Source organism: Burkholderia lata (assembly GCF_000012945.1).
Classification (GTDB): domain Bacteria; phylum Pseudomonadota; class Gammaproteobacteria; order Burkholderiales; family Burkholderiaceae; genus Burkholderia; species Burkholderia lata.
Genome location: NC_007511.1, coordinates 2,164,132 through 2,180,139, shown reverse-complemented (window position 1 = coordinate 2,180,139; position 16,008 = coordinate 2,164,132). Strand labels below are relative to the sequence as shown.

Below are 16,008 nucleotides of genomic sequence, written 5' to 3'. Positions count from 1 at the left end.
CTCATCCCGCGTAGTACACGCGACATTCCTGCTCGCGCCCGCGCACGATGCGCTTGCCGACGAGCGAGCCGTACGTTTCGGTGAAGACGGTGCGCTGGTGCTCGCACTGCAGCGCGTCGTAGAAATAGAGCGACACCCAGTCGGTCGGGCGGGACGCCTCCGGCGTGCGCATCGCGGCATGCAGGCACAGCGCGGTGAAATGCCAGCCGCCCTTGGTCATGTGCATCACGGGCAGCGGCACGTAGCCGTCCGCGTTCGGGCGCCGGTGCGCGGTGGCGCGTTGCACGACGCCAGGCGTCGGCAACACGCCGGCGGCGGCCTTGTTGCGGTACAGGCGGTCGATGTAGAGCAGCAGTTCGACGGGGGGCTCCGTGCCGGGTCCGGCGTCCTGCACGTGGCCCTGCCAGCGCCGGCGGCGGCTCAGCACGTCGTCGAGCGCGGTGCGGATGCCTGCCGCGCGCCGCGGGCCGACGCCCGAGATCGTCTCGAGCTGGCCGTTGCGGGCCGCGCGCTCGAGCTCCTCGAGCGTATCGATGTGCAGCAGGTCGTGAATGCGCAGCGCGAGCGCGTGGCCGATGCCCGGCACCGCTTCGAATGCGGAGGTGCGTTCGGCGTCGCCGCATAGCCGGTCGAGCTGGCGCCAGCGCCCCGTCACCAGCAGCTCGGCAATCGCCTGGGCGACACCCGTGCCGATCTCGGGCAGCATCCCGAGCGCATCGACGCCGCCGGACTCGAACAGCACACGGATGTCGAGGTCGAGCGCATCGACCGTCTCGGCCGACGCGCGGTACGCGGCGACCCGGTACGGATTCGCGCCCTGGTCAGCCAGCCGTTGCGCCGCCTCGCGCAGGCAGGTCGCGATATGGCGGTTTTCCTCGTACGTTTGGCTGGCGGTCGTCTGCATGTCGAGGGACCCGGGGAAGCACAAACGGAATGGACACGGCGAACGATGCGCCGGTCGGCTTTTCATCATTGTCGCGACACGCGATGAAGAAAACTTGACGCACATCAATGGCAAACGTAGCACAGGTTCGAAGCGCACGGTCGTGCCGGAAGGGGGCACGACCGTGCGTCGCGTGGCGCGATCACGCGTCGAGGAACGACTGCGCGTTCTCGGCCTCGGCAGCCGTGCGCAACGCGGCGAGCGCCCGTTTCTCGATCTGCCGCACGCGTTCGCGCGACATGCCCGCGTCCTGCGCGATTGCGTCGTAGGTATCGGGCTCGGTGCCGCCGAGGCCGAATCGCCGGCGCAACACGTCGGCCTCGGCCGGCGTAACCGACCGGAGCAGAGACCTCACGCATTCGCGCATGCGCGTGTCGGCCAGTTGCTCGAACGGGCTGGCCGATGCCTGGTCCTCGATCAGTTCCACGAGGCCGGTGTCCGCGTCAGGCAGCGGCGCGTCGAGCGACACGGGCTCGGCAGGCAGTGCGAGCACCGCGCGCAGCTTGTCCTCGTCGAGGCCGGTTTCGGCCGCGAGTTCGGCCGGCGTCGCCCGGCGGCCCGTGCGCTGGCGAAAACGCAGCGCATGCCGCTGCACACGCTGGTACTGGTCGCCGACGTGCACGGGCACGCGGATCGTGCGTGCGCGATCCGCGACCGCGCGCGTGATCGCCTGACGGATCCACCAGGTCGCATAGGTCGAGAACTTGAACCCGCGCCGGTATTCGAATTTCTCGATCGCGCGCATCAGGCCGAGGCTGCCGTCCTGCACGAGATCGGGCAGGTCGACGCCGCGGTTCATGTACTTGCGCGCGATCGACAGCACGAGCCGCAGGTTCGCCTCGAGCATCGCGCGCGTGGCATCGCGTACCTTCTGCTGGCCGTCGGTGAGCGCCGCGGCGAGTGCCCGCCGCGCGACCGTGTCGAAGCTGGCGGCTTCGCCGGTCGCCGTGCCATGCGGCGTAGACGCGAGCGCGCGCACGATGCCGCTCGCGTCGTCGACGGCCGGCGCGACCCAGGCGATCGAGCCGAGCAGGGTGGCGATGTGGTTGCGCGCGTCACGGTATTCGGCCGAACGGAAGCCATGTGTATGCAACGCGCCGCGCAAGGCCGCGACGGCCGCCTGCAGCGCGTCGTAGCTGGCCGGCGCGGGCGTGTCGGCGGCGTCGTCATCGTGCGATCCGGCGGCGGCGGTCGCAACCGGTGCGCGATGACGCGCAAGCAGCGCGTCGACCGCCGCCGGATAGCCGGCGAGCGCGTGCAGGATCTGGTGGCGGCCCGTCTCGATCTCGCGCGCCAGCACGATTTCGCCTTCGCGCGTGAGCAGCGGCACCGCCTGCATGCGCCGCATGTAGAGCGCGAGCGGATCGGTCGACGCGCCCGTGCCGCGTGCGAGGTCGCCGAGCATCGCGCGGCCTTCATCGAGCGCATCGCGATCGACGTCGACAGGCGCCGAACCGGCGAACGGCGCAGGCGCGGCCGGCTCGTCGAGCACGGCGATGCCGATGTCGGCGAGCGCGGCGCGCACGACGTCGAGCGCGTCGGGGCTGTCGCTTTCGGGCGGCAGCGCGTCGACGAGGTCGGCGTGGGTCAGATATCCCTGTTCGCCGGCGAGCGCCAGCAACTGGATGATCGGATCGAGCGGCGTGTCCGCCCGGGGAGTGGGGCGTGGCGTAGTCATGTCGATGGCGGCGTGAGCCGCGTTCCTGTCTGGGCGGGCCGAAGTCCGCTGGTTTCGGGCCGCCGGTTGCTCGCGAACCCCCGTCCGCGCCGGCCAGCCTGACATCGTTCAAGTTGAGGGCATTTGCGCGAACTTCAACGCGAGTGCGGCAGACCTGCCAGCACGCGGCGTGCCCGCGCGCCCGTCCGGTGCAGGAAACAAAAAGTAACCGATCATACCGAGCGGAAATCTGCAGGGGACGTAAGCTAGAGTCAGGCGCGCGCCTGGCGGCGACGCGCGGATTCTGCCGGAGCAACACATGACCCCGATTCCTGCCGCGAGGTGTGCGGTATTCGCATTGACGACGCTGACCCTCGGCGGCTGTTATTACACGAGTCCGTATGGCTATGCCCCGTACTATGCGCCGGCGCCGGCCACGCTGACGCAGCGCGAGATCCCCGTCACGCCGGCTGTACCGGCCACCGCTGCGCCGGGCCCGACCTCGGCGGCGGTCGCGCCGCCCGTGGCCGACCCGGCTCCCGTCTACGTCGCGCCGGCCTATCCGCCGCCGTATCCCTATCCGTATCCGTACTATGCCCCCGCGTATTACCCGGGCTGGTACGGCTGGGGCGCACCGGCGATCTCGGTCGGCTTCTGGGGCGGATGGGGCGGCGGCTGGCGCGGACGCGGCGGGTACTGGCATCGTCCGTGGGGCGGCGGCGGCCACTGGGGTGGCGGCTGGGGCGGGCATCGGCATTGACCGGCGCGCGGCGGCACCGCGCGGGAGAGCATCATGAGGAACACGATTGTCCGAAGTCTGTGCGTCGTCCTGCTCGGCCTGGCGGCCGCGCCAGGCATTGCGCAGGCACAGAGCACCGGCTACACGAATTCGCCGGCCGAACTGTTCGCCGGGCCGGCGCCCGACTATCCGGTGGTCGCGCAGATTCCGCCGGGCACCGCGCTGGACGTGTTCGGCTGCCTGAGCGACTACACGTGGTGCGACGTCGCGCTGCCGGGCGTGCGCGGCTGGATCGACGCGCAACTGATCGACTATCCGTACCAGGGCGGTTACGCGCCGCTGCTCGACTATGGCGCGATCATCGGCGTGCCGATCACCGGGTTCGCGATCGGTGCGTACTGGGATCGCTACTACCGTAACCGGCCGTGGTTCCATGACCGCGATCGGTGGGAGCACCGCGCGGAACCGCGGCTCGGCCCGGGCGGGAGACCGCCGGGACAGGGGCGCCCGCAACCGGGCGGGGCCGTACAGGTCACGCCGGGCGGTCCGCCGCCCGTGCATGACACGCGGCCGTCGGCTGCGCGTGGCGGCTGGAACGGCGCGATCCGCACGCCGCCGCCGGCCGCGCCTGCGCCGATGCCGGGTGCGGGCAATGCGCGTCCGGCCGGGCCGCCACCGGCCGTCATGCGCCCGCCGCCGGCCGCCGTTTCGCGTCCGCCGCCCGCACCGGGTGGCGAGGTCCGCACGATGCCCGCGCCGGTGCACCCGGGCGGCGGTGGTTACGGCGGCGCGCGGCCGCAAGGCGGCGGGAATGGCGGCGGAAGCCACGGCGGTGGCGGTGGCGGAGGAGGCGGCGGCGGTCCGGAAGAATTCCGTCACTGACGATGCCGGCGCTTTCTGCCGACGCGGGACGAAAAAAAGCCGCTCCGGAGAGCGGCTTCTGGATCGGCGAGCGGGCGGTCGTACGGCCCGCGGCCTGACCGGCTGCGCGTGGCGGGCAGCCGGTCGTGCCAGCGCTGTCAGTCGTCGAGCAGCGACAGGTCGCGCACGGCCCCCTTGTCGGCGGACATGACCAGCTTCGCGTAGGCCTTCAGCGCAGCGGACACCTTGCGCGGACGCGGTTGCGCCGGCTTCCAGCCCTTCGCGTTCTGCTCTTCGCGGCGGCGCGCCAGTTCCTCGTCCGACACCAGCACGTTGATCGTGCGGTTCGGGATGTCGATGCGGATCTTGTCGCCGTCGCGCACGAGGCCGATCGCGCCGCCCGCTGCCGCTTCCGGCGAGCAATGGCCGATCGACAGGCCCGACGTGCCGCCCGAGAAACGGCCGTCCGTCAGCAGCGCGCATGCCTTGCCGAGGCCCTTCGACTTGATGTAGCTGGTCGGGTAGAGCATTTCCTGCATGCCGGGGCCACCCTTCGGGCCTTCGTAGCGCACGATCACCACGTCGCCCGCCTTGACCTTGTCGTTCAGGATGTTTTCGACTGCTTCGTCCTGCGATTCGGTCACGTGCGCCGTGCCTTCGAACACGAGAATGCTCTCGTCGACGCCGGCCGTCTTCACCACGCAGCCGTCGAGCGCGATGTTGCCCGTCAGCACGGCGAGGCCGCCTTCCTTCGAGAACGCATGCTCGTACGAGCGGATGCAGCCTTCGGCGCGATCGAGGTCGAGGCTCGGCCAGCGCGTGTTCTGGCTGAACGCGACCTGCGTCGGGACGCCGGCCGGGCCGGCCTGGTAGAACGTGCGGACCGCATCGTCCTGCGTGCGGACGATGTCCCACTGGTCGAGCGCATCCTTCAGCGACGGCGTGTGTACGGTCGGCACGTCGGTGTGCAGCTTGCCGGCGCGGTCGAGCTCGCCGAGGATCGCCATGATGCCGCCTGCGCGGTGCACGTCCTCGATGTGGTACTTGTTCGTGTTCGGTGCGACCTTGCACAGCTGCGGCACGACGCGCGACAGGCGGTCGATGTCCTTCATCGTGAAGTCGATGCCGGCTTCCTGCGCGATCGCCAGCAGGTGCAGGATCGTGTTGGTCGAGCCGCCCATCGCGATGTCGAGCGTCATCGCGTTCTCGAACGCCTTGAAGCCCACCGAGCGCGGCAACACGCGTTCGTCGTCCTGCTCGTAGTGCTGGCGGGTGAGTTCGACGATGCGACGGCCGGCGCGCTTGAACAGTTGCTCGCGGTCGGCGTGCGTGGCCACCACCGTGCCGTTGCCGGGCAGCGACAGGCCGAGCGCTTCGGTCAGGCAGTTCATCGAGTTCGCGGTGAACATGCCCGAGCACGAGCCGCAAGTCGGGCAGGCCGAGCGTTCGACTTCGGCGACTTCAGCGTCGGAATACGACGGGTCGACCGCAATCACCATCGCGTCGACGAGGTCGAGCTTCTTCACTTCGATGGCCTTGGTGACCGGGTTCGCGAGGCGCGTCTTGCCCGCTTCCATCGGGCCGCCCGACACGAAGATCACCGGGATGTTCAGGCGCATCGCGGCCATCAGCATCCCCGGCGTGATCTTGTCGCAGTTCGAGATGCACACCATCGCATCCGCGCAGTGCGCGTTCACCATGTATTCGACCGAGTCGGCGATGATGTCGCGGCTCGGCAGCGAATACAGCATGCCGTCGTGGCCCATCGCGATGCCGTCGTCGACCGCGATCGTGTTGAATTCCTTCGCGACGCCGCCGGCAGCCTCGATCTCGCGCGCGACGAGCTGGCCGAGATCCTTCAGGTGCACGTGCCCCGGCACGAACTGGGTGAACGAGTTGACGACCGCGATGATCGGCTTCGAGAAATCGTCGTCTTTCATGCCGGTGGCGCGCCAGAGCGAGCGCGCACCTGCCATGTTGCGGCCTGCGGTGGAGGTTTTGGAACGGTAAGTGGGCATTGTCGTTGCTGAAGAAATATCGCGGGAAAAGGGTGGAGGCACGGGGAATAAAGGCCTCTCTCGCGCCCGTGCGAACAACCTCTTGAGCTGCGCCCAGGGCAAACCGGGCGATTATCCCACAGCCGCCGCAGGCGTGGCGCCCACGGGGCCGGCAACTGGCGCGGGCGGCGCGCCCGTTGCGGAACGCGTGTGCGGTGGCGGTACGCTCGCGCGACCGGCCCGCGAGAAGGCCGGATCGCGTCTCGATCGCGGATGAATGCGCGATCCGGCCCCACGTTTCGCGATCAGTCGAGCAGCGTCAGGATCTCGTCGTAGAGCGCCTTCGGAATCCGCACGCCGTGCGCGATGCTGCGCGCGCGGGCGTCGAAGCGGCGTTGCGACGGCAGCCGCGCACCCTGCGCGACGATCGAGTCGAACATCCGTTCGCCGCGCGCGAGCCCCGTGTCGAGATCGTCGCCGAGGAACACCTTCGGGTCGAGCGCGATCACGAGCTCGCCGTGGCACGGCGTCGCGCCGACGCCTTCGTCGAAGTCCATCGATTCGCGGCTCGTCATGTCGCCGATCAGCGCACCGCCGAGCAGTTCGACCATCGCCGCGAGCGCCGAACCCTTGTGGCCGCCGAACGTGCGCATCGCGCCCTGCAACGCGGCTTTCGGATCGGTGGTCGGCCGGCCGTCGGCGTCGATTGCCCATTCCGGCGGGATCGCCTTGCCTTGCTTCGCATGCAGCTCGATGTCGCCGCGCGCGATCGCGCTCGTCGCGAAATCGAACACGAACGGCACGCCGCCCGGGCGCGGCCACGCGAACGCGATCGGGTTCGTGCCGAACACGGGCTCACGGCCGCCTTCCGGCGCGACCCAGCTATGGCTCGGATTCATCGCGATGCCGACCAGCCCCTCGGCCGCGATGGCCTCGACCTCGGGCCACAGCGCGGAGAAGTGGTAGCAGTGGTTGATCGTCATCGCGGCGATGCCGTGCTGCTTCGCCATTTCGACGAGCACGGGCAGGCCGGTTTCGAAGCTCAGCAGCGAAAAGCCGCGATGCGCGTCGACCGAGACGATCGACGACGACAGCCGGCGCAGCGTCGGCACGGCCTGCGGATCGACCTTGCCCTTCTTCAGCGACCGCACGCAGACGAGTAGCCGGTACACGCCATGCGAATGGCATTCGTCGCGCTGACCCTGCGTGATCACGTTGGCGATCGCCCGCGCATGCGCGTCGGACATGCCGTTGTGCGTCAGCACGCGCAGCGCGAGCGCGTGGACTTCATCGAGCGACAGGACGACTTCGGCGGTGGATGCGGTCATGTCACGCCTCCCGCGGCGCCGGCACGCCGTCGATGCGTTGCGGCACATTCAGCGGATTGCCGTTGCGGATCGCTTCCGGCAGCAGCGCATCTGGCAGGTCCTGATACGACACGGGGCGCAGGAAGCGTTCGATCGCGCGCGCGCCGACGGACGTCGTGCGCGTGTCGGACGTGGCCGGGAACGGGCCGCCGTGCACCATCGCATGGCCGACCTCGACGCCCGTGCCGAAGCCGTTGACGAGAATGCGGCCGGCCTTGCGCTCGAGCAGCGGGCGCAGCGCGGCGAACAGCGGCGCGTCGCCGTCGGCGAGGTGTGCGGCGATCGTCAACTGGCCTTCGAGCGACTTCAGTACGCGATGCAGCGTGTCGGCATCCGGGCAACGGACGATCAGCGAAGCGGGGCCGAACACCTCGTCGCGCAATTCGGGATGCGCGATGAATGCATCCGCCGAGGTCGCGAGCAGCGCCGCGCGGGCCTGCAGGCGATTGCCTTCGGCGCCTTGTGCGAGTAGCTCGACGGCAGTGTGATCGCGCAGCGCTTCGACACCTTGTTCGTAGCTGGCGTGGATGTGCGGCGTCAGCATCGTTTGCGCGGGCGCTGCACGTACCGCAGCGGCGGCCGTTTCCTCGAATGCGCGCAGCGCGGGCCCGTCGACGGCGAGCACGAGGCCCGGGTTCGTGCAGAACTGACCGGCGCCGAGCGTGAGCGATGCGACGAACGGCGGCGCGATCGTGTCGTGGCGCGCGTCGAGCGCAGCGGGAAACAGCAGCACGGGATTGATCGAGCTCATTTCCGCATAGACGGGAATCGGCTCGGGGCGCGCGGCTGCGATGTGCATCAGCGCAACGCCGCCGCGGCGGGAGCCGGTGAAGCCGACGGCCTTGATGCGCGGATCGGCAACGAGTGCCTGGCCGATTTCGCGCGACGCGTCGAACAGCAGCGAGAACACGCCGTCCGGCATCCCGCATTCGCGGGCGGCCTGCTGGATCGCGCGGCCGACGAGTTCCGACGTGCCCGGGTGCGCCGAATGCGCCTTGACGATCACCGGGCAGCCGGCCGCGAGTGCCGATGCCGTATCGCCGCCGGCGACCGAGAACGCGAGCGGGAAGTTCGACGCGCCGAACACGGCGACGGGCCCGACCGCGACGTTGCGCAGGCGCAGGTCGACGCGCGGCAGCGGCTTGCGCTCGGGGCGTGCCGGATCGATCCGCGCGTCGAGAAACCCGCCGTCGCGCACGAGCGACGCGAACAGCGCGAGCTGGCCGACCGTGCGGCCGCGCTCGCCTTCGATGCGCGCGCGCGGCAGGCCCGTTTCGACGACGCAGCGCTCGATCAGGTCGTCGCCGAGCGCCATGATGTGGCGGCCGATTGCGTCGAGAAACGCGGCGCGGGCTTCGAGCGACGTTTCGCGATACGTGTCGAAGGCGTCGTCGGCGAGCGCGCAGGCCGTCTCCAGGTCGTGCAGGCTCGCGCCGCCGAAGGCGGGTTCGAGCCGTTCGCCGGTGGCGGCGGCGATCGCGTGGAGGGTGCCGTTCGGTCCGGCGACGGCGGACTGGCCGATCAGGAGCTGACCTGTGAGTTGCATGGTTTTCCTCGGAAAAAACAGGGGCCGGGCGTGGGGCGCCCGGCCGAAGGGATCATGGGAAAAGGGACGAGTGCGTCAGTCTTCGTCGTCGTCGAGTTGCAGCTTGTCGGCGCGTACGCCGGTATTCGCGCCCCAGTAATAGATGACGAGCGCGACGGCGGCGACGACGACCGTGTCGTACGGATGTGCCAGCTGGCCCGTGCCGCCGAAGCCGCCGAGATACGACAGCACGATCATCGCGGCATAGAACGCGATCAGCCACGCGGACGAACGCACTTGCTCGGTGAGGCTCAGGTGCGCGGTCGGCACCCAGCGGCGGCACGCGAGATAGATCACGAACATCACGATCTGCAGGCCGAGCAGCCAGGACACCGTGCTCCAGCCCGACCAGTAGACGATCAGCGCGGCGATCACGAACGACGCGGGGCCGGTGATGCCGAATGCGCTTGCGCGGAACGGTCGCGGCAGGTCGGGTGCGGTGCGGCGGAGTGCGGCGACCGACACCGGTGCGACCGCATAGCTCAGCACCAGCGCGGCCGACACGATGTTGATCAGCGCTTCCCACGACGGGAACGGCAGCGTCCAGAAGATCGCGAGGCCGAACGTGAGCCACAGGCCCGCGCGCGGGATGCCCGACGCTTCGTCGACGCGCGTGAACACCTTGAAGAAGGTGCCCGTCTTCGCCCAGCCGTAGACGACCCGCGGCGTCGCGTTCATGTAGATGTTGCCGCAGCCGCTCGGCGAGATCATCGCGTCGGCGACGACCATCACCGCGAGCCAGCCGACGCCGAGCGCCAGCGCGATGTCGCGGTACGGCAGCGAGAACGCCTTGCTCACGTCATGCCAGCCGGCGGCCAGCATGGCGGTGGGGATGCTGCCGATGAAAGCAAGCTGCAGCAGCACGTAGATCAGCGTCGACAGCAGGATCGACAGGATCAGCGCGATCGGGATCGTGCGCTGCGGATTGCGCACCTCGCTCGCGACCGACACGATCGGCGTGAGCCCGAGGTACGCGAAGATGATGCCGCCCGCCGACACGGCCATCTCGATGCCCGGCATGCCGAACGGCGCGAAGCCGTGCACGGTGAGGTTCGCGGGCTTGAAGAACGTGAACAGCACCGCGATCACCGCCAGCGGCACGATGAACTTGAAGATGCTGATGATGTTGTTTGCCTTCGCGAACGTCTTCACGCTCGAATAATTCAGGTAAAAGAAGAAGCACAGAAGCGCGGCCTGCACGAGCCAGCCGAGCGTGGTCGGGTCGCTCGATCCTTCGACGGTCAGGCCCGGAAACCATGCGGCCGCATACTGGCGCGCGGCGACGACTTCGATCGCGATCAGGCTCGAAAAGGCGATCAGCGTGATGAAGCCCATCAGGTAGCCGAGCAGCGGGCCGTGCGAGAACACCGGGTAGCGGACCACGCCGCCCGCGCGCGGCAGCGCAGCGCCGAGTTCGCAGTAGACGATGCCGAGCAGCAGCACCGCAAAGCCGCCGAGCAGCCACGAGAAGATGCCGGCCGGGCCCGCGATCGTCGACACGTGACTTGCGGCGAACAGCCACCCCGAACCGAAAATGGCGCCGAGACCGATGAACGTCAGGTCGGTCAGCGACAGCTGTTTCTTGAACTTGCCGTGACCCGCGTCGGGGTGCGCGGAACGGGAAAGCGGGACAGACGGGTGAGCGTTGCCTTGGCCTGGCATGGGCGTGTCTCCTAGGGGAATATCGGCACAGGCTTGAGGTACGCCGCGCTCCGACGGAGCAGCGGCGCCAGCCTGCCGGCCGGCGTCGCCCGGTTCGAACGACCGGGGCGGGACGCGGGCCGTTCACGCGCGGCGCGGGCTGGCGCCGGTGCGAACGGGCCCGCGGGCCAATGCCGGACCGGAGACGGCGGCGTGCAGGGAAGCCCGCGCGCCGCCGCAGGGGAGTCGATCAGAGACCGACGTCGGGCAGCGCCGGGCGCGTTTCGAGCGCCTTCGCGACGATGGCCTTCACTTCCGCGAGCGTGTCGCCCTGCAGTGCGAGGCGCGGCGGACGCGTGATCGCGCTGCCGCGGCCGACCAGCTCTTCGCACAGCTTGATGCACTGCACGAGATCGGGGCGTGCATCGAGGTGCAGCAGCGGCATGAACCAGCGATACAGCGCGAGCGCTTCGTCGAAACGCTTCTGCTTCGCGAGGCGGAACAGCGTCTCGCCTTCCTTCGGGAACGCGTTCGACATGCCCGACACCCAGCCTTCGGCGCCGACGGCAATGCTCTCGACCACGACGTCGTCGAGGCCCGCGAACAGCACGAAGCGATCGCCGACCGCGTTGCGCAGGTCGATGAAGCGGCGCGTATCGCCCGACGAATCCTTGAAGCAGACGATGTTTTCGCAATCCTGCAGCGCGATCAGCACGTCGGGCGTCACGTCGTTCTTGTAGATCGGCGGGTTGTTGTAGACCATCACCGGCAGGTCGGTGCTGGTTGCGACCGCGCGGAAGTGGGCGGCGGTTTCGTGCGGCTTCGCCGAGTAGACCAGCGCGGGCATCACCATCACGCCGTCGACGCCGACGCGCTGCGCTTCACGCACCGTGTTGCGTGCGAATTCGGTCGTGAATTCGGCGATGCCGGCGATCACCGGAATCTTGCCGCCGGCTGCGTCGCGTGCAGCCTCGATCACCTGGAGCTTCTCGCTCGTCGACAGCGACGTGTTTTCGCCGACCGTGCCGCAGACCACGAGGCCCGACACGCCGTCGTTCACCAGGTTCTTTACCACGCGGTGCGTGGCGTCGATGTCGAGGGAAAAGTCCGGCTTGAACTGGGTGCTGACGGCCGGGAAAACCCCGGTCCACTGAATGGCGTTTCGGCTCACTTCAATCTCCTACGTGTTTGTATCGGTCGGCCGACAGGTGTCGGTGTGGCAACCAGTATCGCCGCGCAAATGCCCATCACGCTTGAGTCGTATCGCGGAGCAAAATGACGAAATCGGCACAGCGACCGGACGGCGCGGGAAGGGCGCTTCGCACTATGCCGATTTCGTCGTCGTCCTCATCGAAAAGCCACAAGCGGGCGGACGCGCGACGGAGGAAGCTGTGCTCCTTTCCCCACTTCGGACGGCTCATGATGAAGCGCATCCAGATCATCGATTCGCACACGGGCGGCGAACCCACTCGGCTCGTCGTGTCCGGTTTCCCCGCGCTCGGCAGCGGCACGATGGCCGAGCGCCGCGACGTGCTCGCGCGCGAGCACGACCGCTACCGCACCGCATGCATTCTCGAACCGCGCGGCAGCGACGTGCTGGTCGGTGCGCTGCTGTGCGAACCCGTGTCGCCCGATGCGGCGGCCGGTGTGATCTTCTTCAACAATAGCGGCTATCTCGGGATGTGCGGGCACGGCACGATCGGCGTCGTGCGCACGCTGCACCATATGGGGCGCATCGCGCCCGGCGTGCACCGGATCGAAACGCCGGTCGGCACCGTCGAAGCGACGCTGCACGACGACCTGTCGGTCAGCGTGCGCAACGTGCCCGCGTATCGCCACGCGCAGGGCGTCGCGCTCGACGTGCCGGGTTACGGCCCCGTAAAGGGCGACATCGCGTGGGGCGGCAACTGGTTCTTCCTGATCAGCGACCACGGGCAGCGCGTCGCCGGCGACAACGTCGCGGCGCTCACCGCGTATGCGTCTGCCGTGCGAGAAGGGCTCGAACGCGCGGGCATCACCGGCGCGAACGGCGGCGAGATCGACCATATCGAGCTGTTCGCCGATGACCCCGAGCACGACAGCCGCAGCTTCGTGCTGTGCCCGGGCCTCGCATACGACCGCTCGCCGTGCGGCACCGGCACGAGCGCGAAGCTCGCGTGTCTCGCGGCCGACGGCAAGCTCGCGCCGGGCGCCGTATGGCGGCAGGCGAGCGTGATCGGCAGCGTGTTCCGGGCGAGCTACGAGCAGGCCGAAGTCGGCATCGTGCCGACGATCCGCGGCAGCGCGCACCTGAGCGCGGAAGCGACGCTGCTGATCGAGGAAGACGATCCGTTCGGCTGGGGTATTGCGCCGTGAGCGACACGAAGACGGATGTCGTCGTGATCGGCGCCGGCATCGTCGGTGCGGCGTGCGCGCACGAACTCGCGCAGCGCGGGCTGCGCGTGCTCGTCGTCGACGACGCGAGCGGCGGCGCAACCGGCGCGGGCATGGGGCACCTCGTCGCGATGGACGACAACGCAGCCGAACTCGCGCTGAGCCATTACTCGATCGAACTGTGGCGCGCGCTGAGCGGCGAGATGCCCGAAGGGTGCGCGTACCGCAACTGCGGCACGCTGTGGCTCGCCGCCGATGCGCACGAAATGGATCTGGCGCGCGCGAAGCAGGCGACGCTGGCCGCGCACGGCGTGGCGGGCGAACTGATCGACGCGGCGACGCTCGCGCAGCTGGAGCCGATGCTGCGTGCGGGCCTTGGCGGCGCGTTGAAGATTCCCGGCGATGCGATCCTCTATGCGCCCGTCACCGCGAACTGGCTGCTGCAGCGCGCGCCGCGCATCACGTTGCGGCGCGACCGGGCCGTCGCGGTCGATGGCCCGAGCGTGACGCTCGCGAGCGGCGACACGCTGCGCGCGGAGCGAGTGCTCGTCGCGAACGGCGTTGCCGCGCGCACGCTGCTGCCCGAACTGCCGCTGCGCCCCAAAAAGGGCCATCTGCTGATCACCGACCGCTATCCGGGCCAGGTGTCGCACCAGCTCGTCGAGCTGGGCTATGCGGCGAGCGCGCATGCGAGCGACGGCACGTCGGTCGCGTTCAACGTGCAGCCGCGGCCGACCGGCCAGTTGCTGATCGGATCGTCGCGCCAGTTCGACACCGAGGACGCGCAAGTCGAACCGCCCGTGCTAGCACGCATGCTGCGCCGCGCGGTGGGTTATCTGCCCGATCTGGCCGACCTGAACGGCATCCGCGCATGGACGGGGTTCCGTTCCGCGAGCCCCGACGGGCTGCCGCTGCTCGGCGAGCATCCGGCGCGGCCGGGCGTGTGGCTTGCGGTCGGGCATGAAGGGCTCGGCGTGACGACGGCGCCGGGCAGCGCGCGGCTCGTCGCTGCGCTGATGGCCGGTGAACGGCCGCCTATCGATATCGAACCGTATTTGCCGGGACGCTTCCTGAGCGCGTCCCTTGTAGCCGGAGCGCTGACATGAAACGACCCCCACGCTCACTTCGCTCTCTGTCGACCGCAGTGGGCGCTTCAGCGCTGACTCCGGTCCCATGCGCGGCGCCCCCGGCGGGGGCGGTCAGCCCCCTTGGGGCGGCCCGGCGGAGGCTGACATGATCATTCATCTGGACGGCCGCGCGCTGACGGTGGCCGACGGTGCGACCGTCGCGGCCGCTGTCGCGGCGAGCGGCGACGACACGACGCGCGTGTCGTGCACGGGCGCGGCGCGTGCGCCGTTTTGCGGGATGGGTGTTTGCCAGGAGTGCAGGATGACGATCGACGGCCGCCGCCGGCTGGCTTGCCAGACGCTGTGCCGCGACGGGATGCAGGTGGAGCGCACGCGATGAAACAGGAACGACTGAGCGTCGACGTCGCGATCGTCGGCGCGGGCCCGGCCGGGCTGTCGGCCGCGCAGGCTGCCGCGCGAAGCGGTGCGACGGTCGCGATCGTCGACGACAACCCGCGCGCGGGCGGGCAGATCTGGCGGCAAGGCGCAGCGGCGACGCCGACGCCGGCCGCCGCCGGGCGGCTCGCCGTGTTGCGGCAGCCGAACGTCACGCATCTCGCGGCGACGCGCATCGTTGCCGAAACGCAGCCGGGCACGCTGCTGCTCGAAGATGACGAGCGCGGGCTGCTGCTCGATTTCCGCACGCTGATTCTCTGTTGCGGCGCGCGCGAACTGTTACTGCCGTTTCCGGGCTGGACGCTGCCGGGTGTTACCGGTGCGGGTGGCTTGCAGGCGTTGATCAAGTACGGCCTCGACGTGCGCGGGCAGCGCACGGTGATCGCGGGCAGCGGGCCGCTGCTGCTGGCGAGCGCGGCGACGGCCCGTCAGGCCGGCGCGCGCGTGTTGCATGTGCTCGAACAGGCCGCGTGGGGCGACGTGGCCGGTTTCGGGGCGGGGCTGTGGCGCTGGCCGTCGAAGCTCGTGCAAGCCGCGAAGCTCGTTACCGCCGCCTATCGGCCCGATGCGCATGTCGTCGAAGCGTTCGGCGACATGCGGCTCGAACGTGTGCGGATTCGTCAGGGCGATCGCGAGTTCGAGGTCGACTGCGACCGGCTTGCGTGCGGCTTCGGCCTCGTGCCGAATACCGTGTTGCCGAGCCATCTCGGCTGCCGGATCGACGACGGCGCGGTGGCAGTCGATTCGCACCAGCGCACGAGCCGCGACGGGGTTTTCGCGGCGGGTGAGTGTACGGGTGTCGGCGGTAGCGAACTGGCGATGGTCGAGGGTGAAATTGCCGGTTGTGCGGCGACCGGGCAGACCACGGAGTTGGCCGCACTCGTTGCGCGACGAGCACACTGGCAGGCGTTTGCAGATGCCGTACGCGAGCGTTTTGCGATTCGCGAACCGATCCGCCGGCTCGCGCGGCCCGACACGCTGCTGTGCCGTTGCGAGGACGTGCGTTTCGATGCAGTCGCGCAAGCGCCGGGCTGGACGGCCGCGAAACTGCAGTCCCGCTGCGGGATGGGGGCGTGCCAGGGGCGCGTGTGTGGCGCGGCTGCGCAGGCGCTGTTCGGCTGGACGCCGCCGGTGCCGCGTACGCCGCTCGTGCCCGCACGGGTCGGCACGCTGATGCTGGACGGCACGGCATCCTGCGACGGCGCGTGATGCAACACGGCAACACGGCAACACGGCAACACGGCAACACGGCAACACGGCAACACGGCAACACGGCAACACGGCAACACGGCAACACGGCAACACGGCAACACGGCAACACG

General features: G+C 69.5%; 13 protein-coding genes. 6 read left to right on the top strand and 7 right to left on the bottom strand.

The window, feature by feature from the left end:
* Position 1: 1 nt before the first annotated feature.
* Both BCEP18194_RS32270 and BCEP18194_RS32265 read right to left on the bottom strand, forming a co-directional pair.
* The gene (locus BCEP18194_RS32270) at positions 2 to 904 is read right to left on the bottom strand and encodes a helix-hairpin-helix domain-containing protein (RefSeq protein ID WP_011355502.1); all 903 of its coding nucleotides are present in this window, start codon (positions 902 to 904) and stop codon (positions 2 to 4) included.
* Between the two features lie 181 nt (positions 905 to 1,085).
* Entirely contained in the window at positions 1,086 to 2,621 is a 1,536-nt protein-coding gene (locus tag BCEP18194_RS32265; protein WP_011355501.1) for a sigma-70 family RNA polymerase sigma factor, read from the bottom strand.
* Between the two features lie 298 nt (positions 2,622 to 2,919).
* On the opposite strand from BCEP18194_RS32265, the gene BCEP18194_RS32260 reads away from it, so the two are divergent.
* On the top strand, positions 2,920 to 3,360 hold the full coding sequence (locus BCEP18194_RS32260) for a hypothetical protein (protein WP_011355500.1): 441 nt from the start codon (positions 2,920 to 2,922) through the stop codon (positions 3,358 to 3,360).
* A 33-nt stretch (positions 3,361 to 3,393) separates the two neighbouring features.
* Positions 3,394 to 4,221 (top strand): SH3 domain-containing protein, encoded by an 828-nt coding sequence (locus BCEP18194_RS41465; protein WP_011355499.1) that lies wholly within the window; start codon positions 3,394 to 3,396, stop codon positions 4,219 to 4,221.
* A 137-nt stretch (positions 4,222 to 4,358) separates the two neighbouring features.
* Here the strand turns inward: BCEP18194_RS41465 and ilvD are convergent, their stop codons facing one another.
* From ilvD to BCEP18194_RS32230, 5 genes are all read right to left on the bottom strand, one after another.
* Positions 4,359 to 6,218, bottom strand: coding sequence for a dihydroxy-acid dehydratase (gene ilvD, locus BCEP18194_RS32250; RefSeq protein ID WP_011355498.1), 1,860 nt, complete (start codon positions 6,216 to 6,218; stop codon positions 4,359 to 4,361).
* A 284-nt stretch (positions 6,219 to 6,502) separates the two neighbouring features.
* On the bottom strand, positions 6,503 to 7,525 hold the full coding sequence (locus tag BCEP18194_RS32245) for an Ldh family oxidoreductase (RefSeq protein WP_011355497.1): 1,023 nt from the start codon (positions 7,523 to 7,525) through the stop codon (positions 6,503 to 6,505).
* 1 nt (position 7,526) lies between these two features.
* Positions 7,527 to 9,110, bottom strand: a complete 1,584-nt coding sequence (locus tag BCEP18194_RS32240; RefSeq protein ID WP_011355496.1) for an aldehyde dehydrogenase (NADP(+)) — start codon at positions 9,108 to 9,110, stop codon at positions 7,527 to 7,529.
* A gap of 75 nt (positions 9,111 to 9,185) precedes the next feature.
* Complete coding sequence (locus BCEP18194_RS32235) at positions 9,186 to 10,811, bottom strand: APC family permease (RefSeq protein ID WP_011355495.1); 1,626 nt, start codon at positions 10,809 to 10,811, stop codon at positions 9,186 to 9,188.
* A 229-nt stretch (positions 10,812 to 11,040) separates the two neighbouring features.
* Positions 11,041 to 11,961 (bottom strand): dihydrodipicolinate synthase family protein, encoded by a 921-nt coding sequence (locus BCEP18194_RS32230; protein WP_006484863.1) that lies wholly within the window; start codon positions 11,959 to 11,961, stop codon positions 11,041 to 11,043.
* Positions 11,962 to 12,212: 251 nt separating this feature from the next.
* On the opposite strand from BCEP18194_RS32230, the gene BCEP18194_RS32225 reads away from it, so the two are divergent.
* From BCEP18194_RS32225 to BCEP18194_RS32210, 4 genes are all read left to right on the top strand, one after another.
* Positions 12,213 to 13,145 carry a 4-hydroxyproline epimerase gene (locus BCEP18194_RS32225; RefSeq protein ID WP_041493601.1) on the top strand — a complete coding sequence of 311 codons (933 nt, stop codon included), beginning with the start codon at positions 12,213 to 12,215 and terminating at the stop codon, positions 13,143 to 13,145.
* Positions 13,142 to 14,269 carry an NAD(P)/FAD-dependent oxidoreductase gene (locus BCEP18194_RS32220; protein ID WP_011355493.1) on the top strand — a complete coding sequence of 376 codons (1,128 nt, stop codon included), beginning with the start codon at positions 13,142 to 13,144 and terminating at the stop codon, positions 14,267 to 14,269. Before BCEP18194_RS32225 ends, BCEP18194_RS32220 begins: the two co-directional genes overlap by 4 nt.
* Before the next feature lie 127 nt (positions 14,270 to 14,396).
* A complete protein-coding gene (locus BCEP18194_RS32215; protein WP_011355492.1) occupies positions 14,397 to 14,630 on the top strand; it encodes a 2Fe-2S iron-sulfur cluster-binding protein in 234 nt (77 codons plus the stop codon).
* Positions 14,627 to 15,895, top strand: a complete 1,269-nt coding sequence (locus tag BCEP18194_RS32210) for an NAD(P)/FAD-dependent oxidoreductase (RefSeq protein WP_011355491.1) — start codon at positions 14,627 to 14,629, stop codon at positions 15,893 to 15,895. The genes BCEP18194_RS32215 and BCEP18194_RS32210 overlap by 4 nt, the downstream gene beginning before the upstream one ends.
* Positions 15,896 to 16,008: the final 113 nt, after the last annotated feature.

Excerpts from the sequence above, each read along its gene's own strand:
- BCEP18194_RS32260 (WP_011355500.1), top strand. The coding sequence starts at position 2,920 with ATGACCCCGATTCCTGCCGCGAGGTGTGCGGTATTCGCATTGACGACG.
- BCEP18194_RS32265 (WP_011355501.1), bottom strand. The coding sequence starts at position 2,621 with ATGACTACGCCACGCCCCACTCCCCGGGCGGACACGCCGCTCGATCCG.
- BCEP18194_RS41465 (WP_011355499.1), top strand. The coding sequence starts at position 3,394 with ATGAGGAACACGATTGTCCGAAGTCTGTGCGTCGTCCTGCTCGGCCTG.
- BCEP18194_RS32210 (WP_011355491.1), top strand. The coding sequence starts at position 14,627 with ATGAAACAGGAACGACTGAGCGTCGACGTCGCGATCGTCGGCGCGGGC.
- BCEP18194_RS32215 (WP_011355492.1), top strand. The coding sequence starts at position 14,397 with ATGATCATTCATCTGGACGGCCGCGCGCTGACGGTGGCCGACGGTGCG.
- BCEP18194_RS32270 (WP_011355502.1), bottom strand. The coding sequence starts at position 904 with ATGCAGACGACCGCCAGCCAAACGTACGAGGAAAACCGCCATATCGCG.
- BCEP18194_RS32245 (WP_011355497.1), bottom strand. The coding sequence starts at position 7,525 with ATGACCGCATCCACCGCCGAAGTCGTCCTGTCGCTCGATGAAGTCCAC.
- BCEP18194_RS32240 (WP_011355496.1), bottom strand. The coding sequence starts at position 9,110 with ATGCAACTCACAGGTCAGCTCCTGATCGGCCAGTCCGCCGTCGCCGGA.
- BCEP18194_RS32235 (WP_011355495.1), bottom strand. The coding sequence starts at position 10,811 with ATGCCAGGCCAAGGCAACGCTCACCCGTCTGTCCCGCTTTCCCGTTCC.
- BCEP18194_RS32225 (WP_041493601.1), top strand. The coding sequence starts at position 12,213 with ATGAAGCGCATCCAGATCATCGATTCGCACACGGGCGGCGAACCCACT.
- ilvD (WP_011355498.1), bottom strand. The coding sequence starts at position 6,218 with ATGCCCACTTACCGTTCCAAAACCTCCACCGCAGGCCGCAACATGGCA.